15 protein-coding genes are annotated in these 16,167 nt (G+C 39.3%); 6 read left to right on the top strand and 9 right to left on the bottom strand.

The window, feature by feature from the left end:
• Positions 1-68: 68 nt before the first annotated feature.
• A complete protein-coding gene (locus MKZ26_RS08525; RefSeq protein ID WP_231885777.1) occupies positions 69-377 on the top strand; it encodes a hypothetical protein in 309 nt (102 codons plus the stop codon).
• On the top strand, positions 370-495 hold the full coding sequence (locus MKZ26_RS08520; protein WP_255428601.1) for a hypothetical protein: 126 nt from the start codon (positions 370-372) through the stop codon (positions 493-495). Before MKZ26_RS08525 ends, MKZ26_RS08520 begins: the two co-directional genes overlap by 8 nt.
• A gap of 89 nt (positions 496-584) precedes the next feature.
• On the opposite strand, the gene MKZ26_RS08515 is transcribed toward MKZ26_RS08520, so the two are convergent.
• The 5 genes from MKZ26_RS08515 to MKZ26_RS08495 form a co-directional block, all read right to left on the bottom strand.
• On the bottom strand, positions 585-1,250 hold the full coding sequence (locus MKZ26_RS08515; RefSeq protein ID WP_340765754.1) for a 3'-5' exonuclease: 666 nt from the start codon (positions 1,248-1,250) through the stop codon (positions 585-587).
• 32 nt (positions 1,251-1,282) lie between these two features.
• Positions 1,283-3,202 carry a DUF294 nucleotidyltransferase-like domain-containing protein gene (locus tag MKZ26_RS08510; RefSeq protein WP_340765752.1) on the bottom strand — a complete coding sequence of 640 codons (1,920 nt, stop codon included), beginning with the start codon at positions 3,200-3,202 and terminating at the stop codon, positions 1,283-1,285.
• Between the two features lie 83 nt (positions 3,203-3,285).
• The gene (locus MKZ26_RS08505) at positions 3,286-4,836 is read right to left on the bottom strand and encodes a solute symporter family protein (protein WP_187046999.1); all 1,551 of its coding nucleotides are present in this window, start codon (positions 4,834-4,836) and stop codon (positions 3,286-3,288) included.
• A gap of 15 nt (positions 4,837-4,851) precedes the next feature.
• Complete coding sequence (locus MKZ26_RS08500) at positions 4,852-5,184, bottom strand: DUF485 domain-containing protein (RefSeq protein ID WP_067206749.1); 333 nt, start codon at positions 5,182-5,184, stop codon at positions 4,852-4,854.
• Between the two features lie 546 nt (positions 5,185-5,730).
• Positions 5,731-6,240 carry a ferritin gene (locus tag MKZ26_RS08495; protein WP_067206752.1) on the bottom strand — a complete coding sequence of 170 codons (510 nt, stop codon included), beginning with the start codon at positions 6,238-6,240 and terminating at the stop codon, positions 5,731-5,733.
• A 213-nt stretch (positions 6,241-6,453) separates the two neighbouring features.
• Here MKZ26_RS08495 and MKZ26_RS08490 point away from each other — a divergent pair, with 213 nt between their 5' ends.
• Together MKZ26_RS08490 and MKZ26_RS08485 are read left to right on the top strand one after the other, a co-directional pair.
• Positions 6,454-9,669 (top strand): DEAD/DEAH box helicase, encoded by a 3,216-nt coding sequence (locus tag MKZ26_RS08490; protein WP_340765750.1) that lies wholly within the window; start codon positions 6,454-6,456, stop codon positions 9,667-9,669.
• Between the two features lie 705 nt (positions 9,670-10,374).
• Positions 10,375-10,899 carry a 5' nucleotidase, NT5C type gene (locus tag MKZ26_RS08485; RefSeq protein ID WP_067206758.1) on the top strand — a complete coding sequence of 175 codons (525 nt, stop codon included), beginning with the start codon at positions 10,375-10,377 and terminating at the stop codon, positions 10,897-10,899.
• Positions 10,900-11,017: 118 nt separating this feature from the next.
• On the opposite strand, the gene MKZ26_RS08480 is transcribed toward MKZ26_RS08485, so the two are convergent.
• From MKZ26_RS08480 to MKZ26_RS08470, 3 genes are all read right to left on the bottom strand, one after another.
• Positions 11,018-11,215, bottom strand: a complete 198-nt coding sequence (locus MKZ26_RS08480; RefSeq protein ID WP_340765748.1) for a hypothetical protein — start codon at positions 11,213-11,215, stop codon at positions 11,018-11,020.
• Between the two features lie 98 nt (positions 11,216-11,313).
• Positions 11,314-12,123 carry a DUF418 domain-containing protein gene (locus tag MKZ26_RS08475; RefSeq protein WP_340765746.1) on the bottom strand — a complete coding sequence of 270 codons (810 nt, stop codon included), beginning with the start codon at positions 12,121-12,123 and terminating at the stop codon, positions 11,314-11,316.
• Positions 12,124-12,448: 325 nt separating this feature from the next.
• A complete protein-coding gene (locus MKZ26_RS08470) occupies positions 12,449-13,081 on the bottom strand; it encodes a TetR/AcrR family transcriptional regulator (protein WP_340765744.1) in 633 nt (210 codons plus the stop codon).
• 226 nt (positions 13,082-13,307) lie between these two features.
• Here MKZ26_RS08470 and MKZ26_RS08465 point away from each other — a divergent pair, with 226 nt between their 5' ends.
• Positions 13,308-13,853 (top strand): hypothetical protein, encoded by a 546-nt coding sequence (locus MKZ26_RS08465; RefSeq protein WP_340765742.1) that lies wholly within the window; start codon positions 13,308-13,310, stop codon positions 13,851-13,853.
• A 41-nt stretch (positions 13,854-13,894) separates the two neighbouring features.
• A complete protein-coding gene (locus tag MKZ26_RS08460) occupies positions 13,895-14,812 on the top strand; it encodes a PhzF family phenazine biosynthesis protein (RefSeq protein WP_340765741.1) in 918 nt (305 codons plus the stop codon).
• Positions 14,813-14,908: 96 nt separating this feature from the next.
• Here MKZ26_RS08460 and MKZ26_RS08455 read toward each other — a convergent pair whose 3' ends face one another.
• Entirely contained in the window at positions 14,909-15,937 is a 1,029-nt protein-coding gene (locus MKZ26_RS08455; RefSeq protein WP_067206771.1) for an NADP-dependent oxidoreductase, read from the bottom strand.
• Positions 15,938-16,167 lie beyond the last annotated feature (230 nt).

The raw sequence follows: 16,167 nt of genomic DNA, 5'->3' as shown, positions 1-16,167 counted from the left end.
TTCAACATAAGATAAACAATAAGGCACCAAAGTACGAATCACTACCCCGAAAAAGGATGTGTTTAGGCGTGTACAATAATTTCAATCAAAATCCAAATACAAAATACACGCTGGGCGATCTCTTGAAAGGGAAAGATCTTGAAATTGTAGCGGCATCACTCCTTTTGCTCGGCAAACTGAAAGTCGATTCCGTTCAACTATTTAGGGATAAACCAGTCATATCAGTTACATTGCTAGGAGAGTTTAAAAGTTTAAACGATAAAAAAGTAAATGAAATGACTGATTTTCTAGAGAAAAATGGTGATCTAACATTAGACGAGTTATTTGAGGGAATAAAAAGGCGAATGAATAAAGACAGGGGGAACGGACGTGAGTGAAAAAATCGGTTTTGACGCCGGAAGTTTTATTAATACGGTCATCTTAATCGTATTTCTTCTTCTCCTCGTTTTTGGCTCGACGAATTTAGGGGAGTTGACGGAAGTGGTAGATCTATAATAATTAATAATGTTTCTTCATCCTATAAGCACGAAAAAGGGGAAACAGGACTCCAAATAAATCAGCGGGTCCTGTTTTATTAGCTATAGCTAAAACCGAGCTGTCTTTAGACGAAGATTACTGTGTTTCAATCGCAGTAAATCTGCCAGCGTTTTAATTCCTTTTTCTTCAAGATGCTTCAATAATTCAACAAATAAATGAGCTGTTGTCAGTGCATCTCCAAGTGCGCGGTGGCGTTCAAATAGTGGCGTGCCAAATAGCTGTGCGTACTCTTTGAGATCTAGTTGGTCCCAAGATGGATTTAAATAATCGATTAAATCAAGCGTATCAAAAGAAGTGGGTTCTTCGTAGGAGTATTTCACACGCTGTAATTCTTTTTTTATGACCAGCGTATCAAAGCTTACATGATGTCCAATCCACCCTCCACTCTTCGTATCCTCAATAAACTGAAAGTAGCTCTCTATAGCTTCGAGCGCAGTTGGGGCATTTTCTACATGGTATTGTTCAATAGAAGTTAACCTCGTAATATATTCAGGTATTTCACCTAATGGCTTTACAAAGGTCTGGAATACACGATTCGTTACTTCTGACTTTTCGACATGGACAGCTCCAATTTCAATGAGTCCGTCATCGGCAGCAATTGCAAACCCAGTCGTTTCAGTATCGAAGACAGTAAACGGCATATCACGCAACTTTGTATTCAGCAAAAATGATTGATCCAACTTATAATTTAATTGTTGTTTTCTCCAAAACATAGATATTGCCTCCAAGCGATAGCGAAAATAGATCATAATTTTGCAAGTAGATGTGATTGCAGCGCATGGACTGTCGTTAACATCGTTGTTAATTCATCCTGTTGCCATCTTCGCATCGATGCAAACTGAATTTCAGTGGTAATAGATTCATCTCGCAGATGTTTTTTCCAAGCCAGTTGAATTCGTGTTTTCAGTGCAATTTCATATGCATGTCGTATATCATCCGCAAAGCCAGCCGATAGTTCACCTAATTGTACAAGGTCGTCTACTAATTGTAATGGTGTGCGTGTAATGATATTTTTTTGAACGCCCAGTATTTGTAGGCAATGATGCATTGGAAATAATGCATTTTTTTTAATGTCAATGATTTCTCGGGTTCCTCTTCCTTTAAATAATGCCAAAATGGACTGGTTTACTTGCGGTATGGGCTTGTTTTGTTCCTGCTGCGCCATGTAATATAGAAAAGTTTGTGAGGACTTCAATTGAATTTGTACCATCCGAACAAAATGATTATGTAACGATGCATCACCCATTAGAAAACGAAAAGATAAAAAGTTATAGCCAAGTAATATATCATCATTAGTCGCCTTAAGCGCCCAGTTACGTAGACGTTGCTGCCAATCGGAAACGGAACCGCGCCATTGTACCTCGCTTGACATCATTTTTCCGACGCATCTGGAATAGCCAGCTTTCTCCAAATGCTTAACAATTGCATCACCAAGCAATGAAAAATAAAACGCCACGTGCTTCCTATCATCTTCCTGTGGGTCGGTGTAGACAAGGAAGTGATCCTGGTCCGTCAACATGAATTGTTCGCCCCTAGCACCACTGCCCATCTCATACCACGCGAAGGGGACTGGCGGTGTTCCTTTACCTTGCCTTTCTAACGACTGTACAGCGAGCTTCACACAGTGTCGTGCGAGTCGATCGTATAGTTTTGTAACAATCTCCAATGTATGAATGGTAGAGATATCATCGTTAATTAAACTAGATAACACATCGTAAATCGCGTTTGTAACGGCAGGTAAATTTTCGAAAGAAGCCTCTTCAATCGTTTTCAATACACCCATTGAACCACGATCACGCTTAAAAATGAGATTGGACAGTGTAACTATACCTACCAAACGATTACCTTCGACAACGGGTAAGTGTTTTACCCCATTCTTATAAAATGCCGAAAGGACTTCGTAATAATAATCATGACGTGAAATAGTATATGGTTTTTTTGTCATAATATCTTTAGCTTTCAGTTCGCCGTTTGCCACTTGTGCAACGACTCTTTGGACAAGGTCTTTTTTTGTAATGATCCCGATTAGTTGCTCTTCCTGATCCACGACCATTAGCGAACTGATTGAGTTATCGACCATTATTCGTGCTATTTGCTGAACTGATGCATCTTCAGAGGCAGTAATCACAGAGGAGTTCATAAAATCTTCGACACGACGTACATAAGGCTCGCTTTCTCCCCACTCATCTGACGACTTAACCTGCTCGCCAAGGGAAGCATAGACATTTGCGAGACGAATAGACATGAGTTTCAAAATGGCGTCACGGACATCCGTGTCATCTATTCTTTCTTTTAGGACAGCATATGGAATCTGTAGACAATAGGAATCTTCTACTACTTCCAATACAAGACGATGACGATCGAGCGGCCGATTGGATTCACCTAAATAATAAGCGATATTTGAAAAACCAATTACCTCACCTTCTTGAACTTCTTCAAGGGGGAAGGATTGCCCATCATCACCAACAATGAATATCTCTGCTGTCCCTTTTAAAAAGAGTAACAACCCTTCATGAGGTGTTATAAAGTAATTCACTTTTGCAGATTTCCGATAATAGGTAAGTTTGCATTCAGCCATTAGTTCAGCAAATTTTTCCTCAGTTAATCCTCTGAAAATAGGCTGGTCATGCACTTTCTTATACATTTCTTGTTGTGCACTGTTCATAATGAATTTCCTCCACCTTCATCTTTTTAGAGAAAAATCCCCCTCGTCCAGTTAAATTAGGGAGGGGGATTTTTTGCTATGAATTATCGTTCTAGCTCTCTATAACCTGTTTCTGCTTTAAATTTCACTTCGGCATAAGAAACCTCTTCAGCTTCGAATTTCTTAGATGAAACGAGTGTACCAATAATCGCTGCTAAGAATCCTGCTGGAACTGAAATTATGGCAGGGTTCGAATATGGGAAGAGTGGTTGCCCAACGAAGAACGCCGCTCCTTCTACAGGATTAATAACGCTAGGACTTAATGCAACAAGAACAAGCGCGACAATCAAACCGGTTAACATTGAAGCAACTGCGCCTGTCGTATTGAATTTTTTCCAATAGATCGTAAGAAGAATTGTCGGAACGTTCGCAGAGGCGGCGATACAGAATGCGAGTGAAACAAGAAACGCGACATTCAATTTTTCCGCACCTAGTGCTAAAATGATTGAGACAATAGCAACAGCAAGTGCAGCGAATCTTGCAGCTCTTACTTGTTGTTTCTCTGTTACTTTTCCTTTTTTAATAATTTCTGCGTAAATATCATGTGCAATAGCTGAAGCTCCTGACAAAACAAGTCCGGCAACAACTGCTAGAATCGTTGCGAACGCAACCGCTGCAACGAATGACTCAAGTGCTGATCCTCCCAATACACCCGCTAACATTGGTGCGGCCATGTTCCCAGCAGCATTCTCAGCAACAATGGCATCCACACCAACAAACTTAGCTGCACCGAATCCAAGGAAAATGGTTAAGACGTAGAATATACCTATAATCCAAACTGCATAAATAACAGAAGAACGAGCTGTTTTCGCATCTTTTACCGTGAAAAAACGCATTAAGATATGCGGTAAGCCAGCCGTACCTAAAACGAGTGCAATTAGTACAGAGATCAAACCAATCGGATCTTTATAGATTATTCCGGAATGTAAGAAGGCATCGCCATGTGGTGTTGCCGTTCTCATGGCATCAAACATCCCAATAAAGTTGAAATTAAACTTTAACAAAACGAGGAATGAAATAACAATGGTTCCTATCATAAGTAAAATCGCTTTAACAATTTGAACCCAACTTGTTGCAGTCATACCACCGAATAGTACATAGATTGTCATCATGACACCAACGATTAGAACTGCAATCCAGTAGTCAATTCCAAGAAGTAATTTAATAAGTGCACCTGCACCTACAAGCTGAGCAAGCATATAGAATAACACAATCGTAATTGTATTTAACGCTGCAGCGCCACGAACCTTTTTTGCTCCAAAACGTGCTCCAATCATGTCAGCCATTGTAAATTTCCCTAGATTACGAAGCGGCTCGGCGATTAGAAATAAAACTACTAGATAAGCAGTTAACCAACCGATACTATAGTAAAATCCATCAAATCCATTTAACGAAATTGCTCCGGCAATACCAAGGAATGATGCGGCAGATAAGTAGTCCCCAGCAATCGCCATTCCGTTTTGCCAACCGGTTAACGATCCCCCAGCCGTGTAAAAATCACTCGCAGTTGTCGTCTGTTTGGCAGCCCAGTATGTAATACCGAGTGTCAATCCAATCACTGCAACGAAAATTGCTATTGATATAATATTGTCCACGTGTAAGTACCCCCTTTATTTTAAAACATTTTTCTTTAGAATTTCTTCAACGTCTATATCGAAGCTTTTCGCTTTGTTCATATAGATGGATGTAAACACCCATACCATTACGAACATGCTTAATGAATAGACCCATGTCCAAGTCATCCAACCGATGGCTCGATTTTCAAGTATGGTTGTATATCCGGTGAGAATAGGTAGTGTAAAATAGGCGATAAAAAAGAAAATAATGTATGGCGTAGAAAAGATTCTTTTTCGTTTGACTAAATTTTTGAATTCAGGTGTATTGATAATTTTTTCATAGTCCAATGTTTCACTTGCTTGCTTTTTCTTCGGATTTTTACCCACGATTTCATCCCCTTTTTTTCTGAAGTGTTGAAAACTGGTAATTTAGTAAAGTAATAAGCCTCCTTTTAGATGAATTCGCTTTCATATTTTGTAAAAAACGCACTAAATCTGTTAAAAATGTTAATCATATAATAGAAGGCTAGTTTCACATTACCAAATTTTCCGATAACGCACAAGGTATTTTTCTGAATAGTTAAAACTTAGTTTCGTCACTGCGAGAAAAGGAACTTATCAAATGGCTAGGAATTAGCGGCAAGTATAGACGATGGAACCAATTTATATATATTAAAATACAGAAACCCATTGAATTCACTACGGCGGTAGGGTGTCCCTTATAAGGCGCCTTCGCTCAGCCAATTTAAGTATCCAATGGTTCAACATTTATAAAGGGAGGTGAAGTCATAGGGTATTAGTATCCTATCAATCTGGTGGGAGAGGAAAGTGTTATGAGGTCTAAGACATGTAGGTATATCACAAAAAAAGTGTATAAAAATACCCCTCATCTTCGTCAAGGAAGAGAGGGGTAGTGAAAAAATTGGAACTAATTCATTCTCCAGATTCTGCAGAGAAGTCGCGTTGCCCAAGTTCTTTCTCATAAATATATAATGCGTTTTTATCTTCTCCGATACGCTTCAAATACTCGATATGTGTATCGAAAGATGCTTCCTCTTCAACTTGTTCGTCCAAGAACCATCTCAAAAACGAAATTGTGGCATGTTCTTTTTCTTCCCAAGCGAGGTCCGTTAATTCATAAAAGTTCTTGGTAACGCCTTTTTCTTGTAGTAAACCCGATTCAAATGTATCCAATACTGACGCGAATTCGATTTTTGGCTCTGACGTTGCGGAGAATTTAGCTTGTAACCCACGGTCATTCATATAGTTATAAATTTTCATGCCGTGAAAACGCTCTTCTTCGGCTTGTTGAAGATAATAATTGGCAAAGCCAGCATAATTATTGTGCTCGCAATAAGCAGCCATTGCCATATAAGCTTGTGCAGCGTTGAACTCATTATTCATTTGCTGATTAAGAGCATCCGCTAGTCGTTGACTAATCATCATATTGCCTCCTTTTATTGTTAAGACTATTCTTCTTTATCATAGCCTAATCTAGATTTTCATTCACGTATTTTGATTGAAAACACGGAATTTTGTCGTATTAGGAGTTTTGGCAATAGGAAAAGACGAAATTTACGGTTAGAACTTGGAACATTGTATAATAGAGGATAAAAGTGAGTGTTCGCACCGGGAAAATAGGTGGAGGGAAGATATATGAACAAATTAGATACTAGTTTAATAAAAAGAATATTTATGGCTTCTACATTTAATAAAGGAGAAGCTTACCATAAAAGTGGTAGAGTACATGGTTTACAATTAAATAGTGCTAAGAATATATGGCGTGCAACAGTCTCAGGAAGCAAGTTGTATACTGTTCAAATAGAATTGAATGGTTACGACATTGATGATGATTGTAACTGTCCTGCGCATTATTCTTATGGAGAGTGTAAGCATGTTTGTGCTACGCTTTTGGCAATTGCCGATGAACAAAACGTTGCTACTAGTAGCAAAAAGAGTGAAACGAAAAATGCAAGATATCGGCGAGCTGAAGAGTTGATTGATTACTTTGGAGAAAGTAGCAATCGTTCAGAATTGAATGCAGACGATGAGCGCTATTTGAAAGTAGAATTTCTATTGAGGGCACATACGTTAGCTAGCTATTATAGAGAAAAAGATATTTTTGACATTCAGATGAAAATTGGAACTAAACGATTATATATCGTCAAGGATATTCGGCAGTTATTCGATAGTATTTCACACAACTCGGACTTGCAGTTTGGCAAGCATTTTACGTATGATCCCGCATATCATGTGTTTCAAATGGAAGATTTGGCGATTATCCATAAATTAATGCAGTTTTATAAAACTGAAACCATCTATGATACGAGTACTTGGGGAGGTAACGGTAGGTCAGGAAAAGATATAGTCATACCTCCATACGCGGTGGATGAGTTACTTGCTACCTTGCAACATCAAAATTGTGTTTTTCAGCAAGAAGATTTCGTGTATGGACAACTGCAAATTGTAGACGAAGATCTTCCTTTCTCCTTTTCGCTTGAAAATGGCAAGTCTAAAGAATTTCAATTGAAAGTAAGCGGACATGTAGATGGGGAATATTTTAAAACCTATGGCTGGTATGCATATAAAGGGAAATTACATAAACTATCGGGTGAACAGCAACGGGCATTACAACTATTCGTTCCATTAATTAAAAGTGGAGGAAGTCCAATTATCCCGATATCAGCTGAACAAGTTGGGACATTTGTTTCACAAGCCATGCCAAAGCTAAAGGAAATTGGTAAGGTTCAAGTAGCTAAGACTGTTTCTGCGATTATTATGAATCCTCCACTGCGGGTGAAAATGTTTGTGGAAGGGACTAGTGATCGTATCGAGGTGAAGGTAGAGTATCATTACGATTCGATTGTCATTAACCCGATTGCCCAAAGTGAGACCGATGCTAATGAGGAACAAACGATATTAATCCGTGATGCAAAACAGGAACAATTATTTATGAATGCATTCGAGGATTCTTCATTGAAAGTGAGTGAGAATCAGTATTACACAGATGACGAGGAAGATATATTCGGATTTCTATACGACACATTGGCGCTACTTGAAGAGAAGGCAGACATATTTTTAGCGCCAGCCATTAAATCATTGATTCTACCTACAGAGAAAATGGCTAAAGTTGCTGTCGATATCCACTCAAGTGGGAACCTATTGGAAGTTGACTTTTCAATGGACGGAGTGGATTACGACAAGGTTCCACATATTCTCCAGTCTGTTATTGAAAAGAAACGCTATGTGCGTTTACCAACTGGAGCCTTTTTGTCACTTGATGATGAACAGTTGAAGGACGTAGCAGATCTTTATAAAGAGTTAAATGATAAATCGATTGAAATGGTAAATGGTAAAATGAACATGCCGTTATATAGAGGTCTGCAAATCGAAGAGCGCTTAACGCAGTTGGACAAACAGAACCGGAAATTCGGGAAAAGCTTCCGGCAGTTCATAAGCGCCATTAAATCCCCAGAGGAAGAAGAATATGTGATACCGGACACACTTCAAGCAAACTTGCGAGATTATCAGTTGACGGGTTTTCAGTGGTTGAAGTCATTGGCACAATACCAACTGGGTGGAATTTTAGCAGATGACATGGGCTTAGGAAAGACCTTGCAATGTATTGCTTATATCCAATCGGAGAAGCAGGCTCAGTCGGGGAAGCCCGTGCTCGTAGTCGCTCCAGCATCATTGGTTTATAATTGGAAGAATGAATTCAGTAAGTTTTCTCCTGAATTAAGGGTGGATATCGCTACTGGAACGGTTCAGGAAAGAAAGGCTATTTTGGACCAGGATAATATTCCGGATGTATACATTACCTCCTATCATACGTTGAGGCAGGATTTAGAGTGGTATAAGGAGCAAGAATTCCATACGCTTATTCTAGATGAAGCGCAGTCGATAAAAAACTATGCGTCTAAAATTGCGCAAGCAGTAAGGGCGTTAACGGCGCATAAGCGGTTTGCCTTGTCTGGAACGCCGATTGAAAATTCATTGGACGAGTTGTGGGCGATTTTTCAAGCAATCATGCCTGGGTTTTTACATGATCAGAAAACGTTTCGTAGTTTAAAACCTGAATACATTGCTAGGCTGGTTAAACCTTTTATTTTGAGAAGGTTGAAAAAGGACGTTTTGAAGGAATTACCTGACAAAATTGAAACGGTTCATTACTCAGAACTGAAGAAAGAACAGAAGGAGCTTTACCTCGGTTATTTGGACAAAATCCGCGCTGAAACAAAAGAGTCACTTGACACAGAAGGTTTAGGTAAAGGGAGAATTAAAATTTTGGCGGGACTGACAAGACTTCGGCAGCTTTGTTGTCACCCCTCTTTATTCATCGAGAACTACGAAGGGCAATCTGGAAAGCTGGAAGAGCTTTTTGAGATTATTGAAAACGGACGAGAAAATGGCCGCAAAATCTTAATCTTTTCACAGTTTTCAAGTATGTTGAAAATTATTCGGGAAAAGCTTGTACAATCAGGACAAAGTTGCTTCTATTTAGATGGTCAAACGCCAGCCAAGGAGCGAGTCCAACTTGTCGATGATTTTAATGAAGGATCTGAAACGATTTTTCTTATTTCATTAAAAGCTGGCGGGACTGGCCTGAATTTAACTGGTGCGGATACGGTTGTTCTCTATGACTTATGGTGGAATCCAGCAATCGAGGAGCAAGCGATTGGGAGGGCACATCGAATGGGGCAGAAAAATGTCGTTCAAGTTATAAAACTGATTGCCCAAGGAACAATAGAAGAAAAGATAAACGAATTGCAGCAAAGTAAAAAGGAATTAATCGATCAAGTTATTCAAACGGGTGAAACGATGCTATCCTCGTTATCGGAAGACGATATTCGGGAGATATTATCGATTTAAGGTTATTCAGCAGGGATTCAAACCCCTGCTGAATAAAGTTGGAAACTCTGGTGGATGTCACAGCTTTTGGATTGTGTGAGTGCACAGAATCTCGTGAATATTACATTTGAAAGTGGGGGACAAGCCTGAGGATATTTCCGATATTCAGAGGTTGCTTGGCATGGAAGTGGAAAAAAGTATGAAAAATGTTGTGGGGCATAAATTTCAGATAAGCCGTGCATAGCACTAGTCAGTATATGAACGACAATTGCATGCTATATATGTTGAATTAATGTATCCCACTAAATTTACTGTGGCGCTCAATAAGGAGCTAGTATTAATTCGGAGTGTGGATTGTAGAACGCTTAGCGCTTTGGGTATGCCCTACGCAGTAAGCCTGGATTAGCGCTTCGCATCCAGTATTACAGCATCGGCGACCCCTTTGCCGCGCCTGCGCTAGGATGTTCATTATCGAGAGAAATGTGATTTTGAGATGTATATGCCGATTGCAGATTTCATCGCAGATAATGAAAAGCTCTTTCTTACATAGTCCATCCAGCGTAGGCGCGTCTTCGTGGTAGCCGGAGCGATAAGACTGAAAGTGGTTTCCTTTCTGGCTTATCGCGGGAGGCATCCACAAAGCGCCGAGCGTTGTTGAGAGGATTCTTATGTCAACTTACTTAGTAGAAAAAATATGATGAGATGAATCATAAAGGGGTAAATACTGTGAAACGTATCGCGATAGATATGGATGAAGTCATATCGCATTTTAGCGCTAAATGTCTAGAATTATTTAATGACGAATTTAACGAAAGTTATACGGACCACCATTTGCATGGCAAGAAACTCATAGAATTAGATGCTAGATTTGAAAAGAAAGTGGACCACTATTTAGCAAACGAATTATTTTTCTTGGAGTTAGACGTGATAAAAGATAGTCAAGAAGTGATAAAAGAATTAAGTGCTTGCTATGAAATATACATTGTAACCGCAGCAATGGAGTTTCCAGCTTCGTTAGCACCAAAATATCGCTGGCTAAAGAAACACTTCAGTTTTTTGAATGAAAAGAATTTCGTCTTTTGCGGCGATAAAAGCATAATTCTTGCAGATTATTTGATAGACGATACGCCAAGTAATTTAGAAACATTTCAGGGGAAGGGCCTACTTTTCACAGCTCCACATAATGTCCATACAACCGGATATACACGATTAAACAATTGGAAAGATACCGCGGATTATTTTCTTAAGTAAATTAGTGCGATAGAATCAAAAATAACCCCTCATCTTCATCAAAGGAAGAGAGGGGTATTATAAAATTAAGGTATCTGGTGCTAATGCAAATCTGAATTGTATTAGCACCAGATACCTTTTATTTTTTATTATCCTTCATCATTTGTGAACCAATCGCGCCTACTATTAAAATGATCAATGAAATGATACTGTAGTCTATAAAAAAGGTTGTAAACGGAATATCGAGTAGTCTAAACACAAGTGTAATAATTCGTCCTACTAATAATCCTAGTCCAATCATTACCATCCAATTAAATACTTTCTCTATAAAATTCATTGTAATCTCCTTTTTCTTGAGTAACTACCTTCACACAATCGCTTTCTTAATTAACAACCTAGTTGCATCCTAAGTTAATGACTATCCCAATCAGTAAATCAAGTACGATAAGACAGCTTTCGCAACAAGGTCTCCGCAGGACCTCTCACATTAGCGCGACGCATGAACTCGGCGATGACTACTGAGAGGAGCCAGGTGAATAACGCGATGACATCGCTGCCGGCTTGGCCCAAATGTGCACCTAGACCGCCGGCATACGGAGCAAAAACAGCGATGAATACGACCGATTGAAAAATGTAAAAGGTCATCGAGCGCTGTCCTACTGAGGCGATAGCCATAGTGATGGGTCCTCGTTTTTCCCCAAGCTTGATGACTAACAATCCGATAAACGCCGCCCAGCCCAATCCACCTGCATAGCCAGTACCGGTGTGTAGAATAGTAGCGAACGTCTGCGCTCCAAAAGATGGATTAGTCCAATACTGTGAGGACATCAGTGCCAACGGGATTGCTCCGACAGTAGCGAGACCAATACCAATCATTGAAGTGCGCACAAGCAAGAGCCGGTGTTGCGCCGGATTATCGAGGATTCGCCGCCGTGCCGCCAAAATTCCGATAAGCATGCCAGGGACGACCTGATAGACAAGCAAAGGTGTGTAGATAATCCACTCCGGAATACGGATAGCACTAGCGAGAAATGGGTTCTTTAGCGCTATTGTAGAGAGCGTAGCGTCTTCTATCAAGGCGTCGTAACCACGAGGCATCAATGAACCAAAGATTGCTACTAGAACTAGAAATATTCCAGCAATCCACAACAGCTTCTTGTCTGATGCACGGAGGAATCCGACCAAGAGAAGGGTAGCCAGGCCATATAATGCTATGATATCTTCGAATAATAGTGCTACATGCAAGAAACCGATGAGAATCATCAACCAGCCTCGCCGGCGGAACAGCTTGCGAATTGAAATCCAATCGTTACCTTTTTCTTCCTGACGGAGCATGAGCTGGACCATTCCGTAGCCAAAGAGGAGAAAGAACATAGGGAATGCACGGCCGTCAACTAAGACTTGCCGAAACAATACAACGATCTGGTCAACCTTTGTGATTTCTCGATCGACGGCGTATAGAAATACGTGGGCGTGTGCCAATGCGATGAACAGTAGCATAAAGCCGCGGGCAAGATCCGGAGCAAGCTTCCGATCATAATTGGAGATAGGATTTGACTTTAGAGTAACGTTAGTCAAATTTGTTAGCCTTTACTGCCTGATTAACAATTTTCACGAGCTCGCTGCTATACGTATCCAAGTCGACTTTTTTTGTTATAGCAGTGTGAGCCATATACTCTCCGATAGCTCCTTGAATCATACTGGCCATGACTACTACATTAAAAGATCCGAATTCCCCTTGTTTTTGACCATAATGTAGTATTTGTTGTAGTTCATACATGATTTGGTCCTCTTCATCATCGCCTAATTTATAGTAGGGAATGTTATCGGGCGTTCTGGCATTAAAGATAATTTCTATCAGAGCCGTATAACGTGTCGGATGCGTACCTTGATATGCTAAATTTGCCGCTATGAATGTATTCAGTTGCTCAAAAGCTGTATTTTCTCGACCAACTCTCTCTAAGATATAGGATGTTGACCCTTCTACAAGATTCATCAGAAGGTGGTTCATCAAATCGTTCTTATCCGAAAAATGGTAAGAAATTAATGCGGTACTGATGTCCGCTCTTTTAGCAATCTGAGAAAGGCTGGCTTTTAAGTATCCAATTTCATCAAGGGTTTTAATTGCTGCTTCCACAATTTGGTCACGTCTTGCTTCTGCGATAAACGATTTTTTTCCTTCAACTTTGTTATCTTCCTTCATTTATATGACCTCTATTATCTATATACATTATGATTCCTCCAAGTTAATTTGATTGTACAATCAAATTTTTAACTGATCACTCAATCAGATTTTAACATGGAGAAATTTCACGGTCAATTTATTAATGAAGTATAGCGATAGATATATGAGGGGGTTCACTGTATATTTATCGGTAAGATGTAATGTCGTAAGTAAATAACTTTTTATTGAGAGGGAGTTGAATCAAGTGGACAGTGTAACCCGATCCTACTTTGAAAACCTAGAAGCAAAGGACAAAAATGTTCAATTTGAAGCGTTTAATGCTATTAATGCAGCTGTAAATGAAGAAGTGGACTGGGCTTATGAAGTTTGGGACGAATTAAAGGAATGGCTAACAGATTCCGATAATCATCGAAGATCTAGGGGTGCTCAGTTCCTAGCTGGTCTTGCGAAAAGTGATCCAGAAAAACGCATATTAGGCGATTTTCCAGCGTTATGGGAAGTGACCAAGGATCCGAAATTTGTTACAGCCCGACATAGCTTACAGTCGATATGGAGAGTGGGCTTAGCTGGAAAGGAACAAAAACAACAAGTGATTCATCATATAGTGGAACGTTTTCAAAACGGTGTGCATGAAAAACATTACACCTTGATTCGATTTGATATGATTCAAGGCTTGAAAAATTTATATGATGCATTAAAAGAGGAAGAAATTAAACAGATAGCAATGGGTTTGATTGAGACAGAAGAAGATATCAAATACCGTAAGAAGTATATGACTGTATGGAAATGAAGAGTGGATAATATATTTATTTTAGGTGGGAGAAATGAAGAGTGAAAACGATAACTATTTACCATTATGACGCATTTAGTAAAGAGCCAAACAAAGGAAATCCTGCTGGAGTAGTGCTGAACGGGGATGATTTAACAGATTTTGAGATGCAAGAAATAGCTTACAGGGCAGGTTTCAACGAGACTGCATTTTTAGTCAATTCGAATGTGGCTGATCTTGGAATACGTTATTTTTCACCAGGACAAGAAATGGATTTATGTGGACATGGAACAATTGCTGCTGTATATGCTTTAAAGTCTAAGAATTTATTGAATGATAAGAGTAAACTAACAATTGAAACGAAAGTAGGGATTTTACCTATCAGAATAGATTCACAAGCGGATGGTGAGGAGTACATAACTATGAAACAAGATTCCCCACAATTAAAAGACTTTAGCGGTTCGTACGAAGAATTGGCCCATTCAATCGGAATTAATAGAGATGATATAGAATCTGATTTACCCACTGTATATGGTAGTACAGGTTCATGGACATTGTTAGTTCCAATTAAGAAACTTAGCATTTTTAATAAAATGAAAGCTAACAATGAGCTATTTCCATCCGTATTAAAAGAAATACCTAAAGCATCTATTCATCCTTTTTGTTTGGAGACGTACGATCAAAATGCAGATATGCATGCTCGTCATTTCTCTTCACCATATTCCGGTACAATTGAAGATTCCGTTACAGGAACAGCCTCAGGAGTGATGGGTGCTTATTACGCCGAATACATAAATAGAAACTTCGAAAACCATCTACGTATTTTAGTAGAACAAGGCCATGAAATGGGAAAGGATGGTCGTGTACTAGTTAAAGTCTCGAAAAATGAAAAAAGTTATGATATTGAAATTACAGGAACTGCAGTATATGTAAAAGAGCTTGAAATAGTTTTTGTTACGAACAAACACAACAAGGTTTAGATTTTTTGACAAAACAAAATCTCCTCATTTAGTAACCTGAGGAGATTGTTGAATAAGTATTTGGAAGTTGCAGGTCATGCTATTTCACATTAAATGTTAAAGTTTCGCGTATTCAGGATTAGCCACTTTTACGAGCTGTTTTCCCAGATTTGTTCCTTTAAATAAACCAAGGAATGCTTCTGGTGTATTTTCAAATCCTTCAACAATTGTTTCTTCATATTTCAGTTTGCCTTGCAGTAGCCATTTACCTAAGTCGGTAAACCCTCTTTCAAAATCAGTGGCAAAATCGCCTAGCGTGAAGCCTTGCATCATAGCGCTCGTCTTGATCATAGCTGATTGAATACGTGGACCTCTATCTTTTCCTTCAGCATTGTAGGAAGAAATTGATCCGCATAATGGAATACGAGCATTTCGATTTAGCATTGTAAAAACAGCGTCTGAAACGTCGCCGCCTACATTATCGAAATAGACATCTACCCCAGCAGGTACGGAATTTTTTAAATCTGTCCAGAAACTATCCTTTTTATAATTTACAGCTGCATCAAAGCCGAGTACATTCAATAAGTAGTCAATCTTTTCATCTGAACCTGCAATACCTACTACTTTGGCACCTTTGATTTTCGCGATTTGTCCAACTACTGATCCAACTGCCCCGGCAGCCCCAGAAACGACGACCGTTTCGCCTTCTTGGGGTTTTCCGATATCAAGCAATCCAAAATAGGCAGTTAAACCTGTCATGCCGAGAATACCTAAATGTGTTGAAATAGGTGCCATTTTAGGGTCTATTTTGCGAATTTCATTTGGAGTAGCTACGGTATATTCAGCCCAGCCAAGATTCCCAACAACGACATCACCTTGTTTAAAGGCGTCTGACTGGGATTCAACTACTTCAGCTACGACACCCCCTGAAATGACCTTATTCAATTCAAATGGAGCAATATATGACTTGGCATCTTGCATTCTTCCACGCATGTATGGGTCAACAGATAAATAAAGCGTCCGTACTAAAATTTCATTTACTTTTGGTGAGGGAACTGAATTCTTTACAAAGGTAAAGTCTTCTTTCGCAGGCATTCCTTTGGGACGATTTGCTAGGTGAATTTCCTGTTGTATCAATTGCTTCATTGCAATTCCTCCTTTGTAGTTTGCCGAATTAGTTGGCAAGTGAAAACCCTAACACTCAAGAGTTACTAAGGTCAATGATTATGGACTGGTGTTTCTTTTCCATTGAATTGCTATTGTTCAGCCTTGCTTTCTCCTGTGGACGGACTCCAAAATAGTATCCAAAAGTGTTATAATTATACTTAACTATAATTTGATGTTATTAATTTTAACTAAAGGAGGGCTTTAAACAA

Origin of the sequence: Sporosarcina sp. FSL K6-6792 (assembly GCF_038004885.1) — a bacterium.
Taxonomy (GTDB): Bacteria; Bacillota; Bacilli; order Bacillales_A; family Planococcaceae; genus Sporosarcina; species Sporosarcina psychrophila.
The sequence above is the reverse complement of the archived record's forward strand: the minus strand, read 5'-3'. Positions and strand labels throughout refer to the sequence as shown.

Bases quoted from the DNA above. Each gene is read 5' to 3' on its own strand.
- MKZ26_RS08470 (WP_340765744.1), bottom strand. From the start codon at position 13,081: ATGAAGGAAGATAACAAAGTTGAAGGAAAAAAATCGTTTATCGCAGAA.
- MKZ26_RS08495 (WP_067206752.1), bottom strand. From the start codon at position 6,240: ATGATTAGTCAACGACTAGCGGATGCTCTTAATCAGCAAATGAATAAT.
- MKZ26_RS08455 (WP_067206771.1), bottom strand. From the start codon at position 15,937: ATGAAGCAATTGATACAACAGGAAATTCACCTAGCAAATCGTCCCAAA.
- MKZ26_RS08510 (WP_340765752.1), bottom strand. From the start codon at position 3,202: ATGAACAGTGCACAACAAGAAATGTATAAGAAAGTGCATGACCAGCCT.
- MKZ26_RS08480 (WP_340765748.1), bottom strand. From the start codon at position 11,215: ATGAATTTTATAGAGAAAGTATTTAATTGGATGGTAATGATTGGACTA.
- MKZ26_RS08515 (WP_340765754.1), bottom strand. From the start codon at position 1,250: ATGTTTTGGAGAAAACAACAATTAAATTATAAGTTGGATCAATCATTT.
- MKZ26_RS08490 (WP_340765750.1), top strand. From the start codon at position 6,454: ATGAACAAATTAGATACTAGTTTAATAAAAAGAATATTTATGGCTTCT.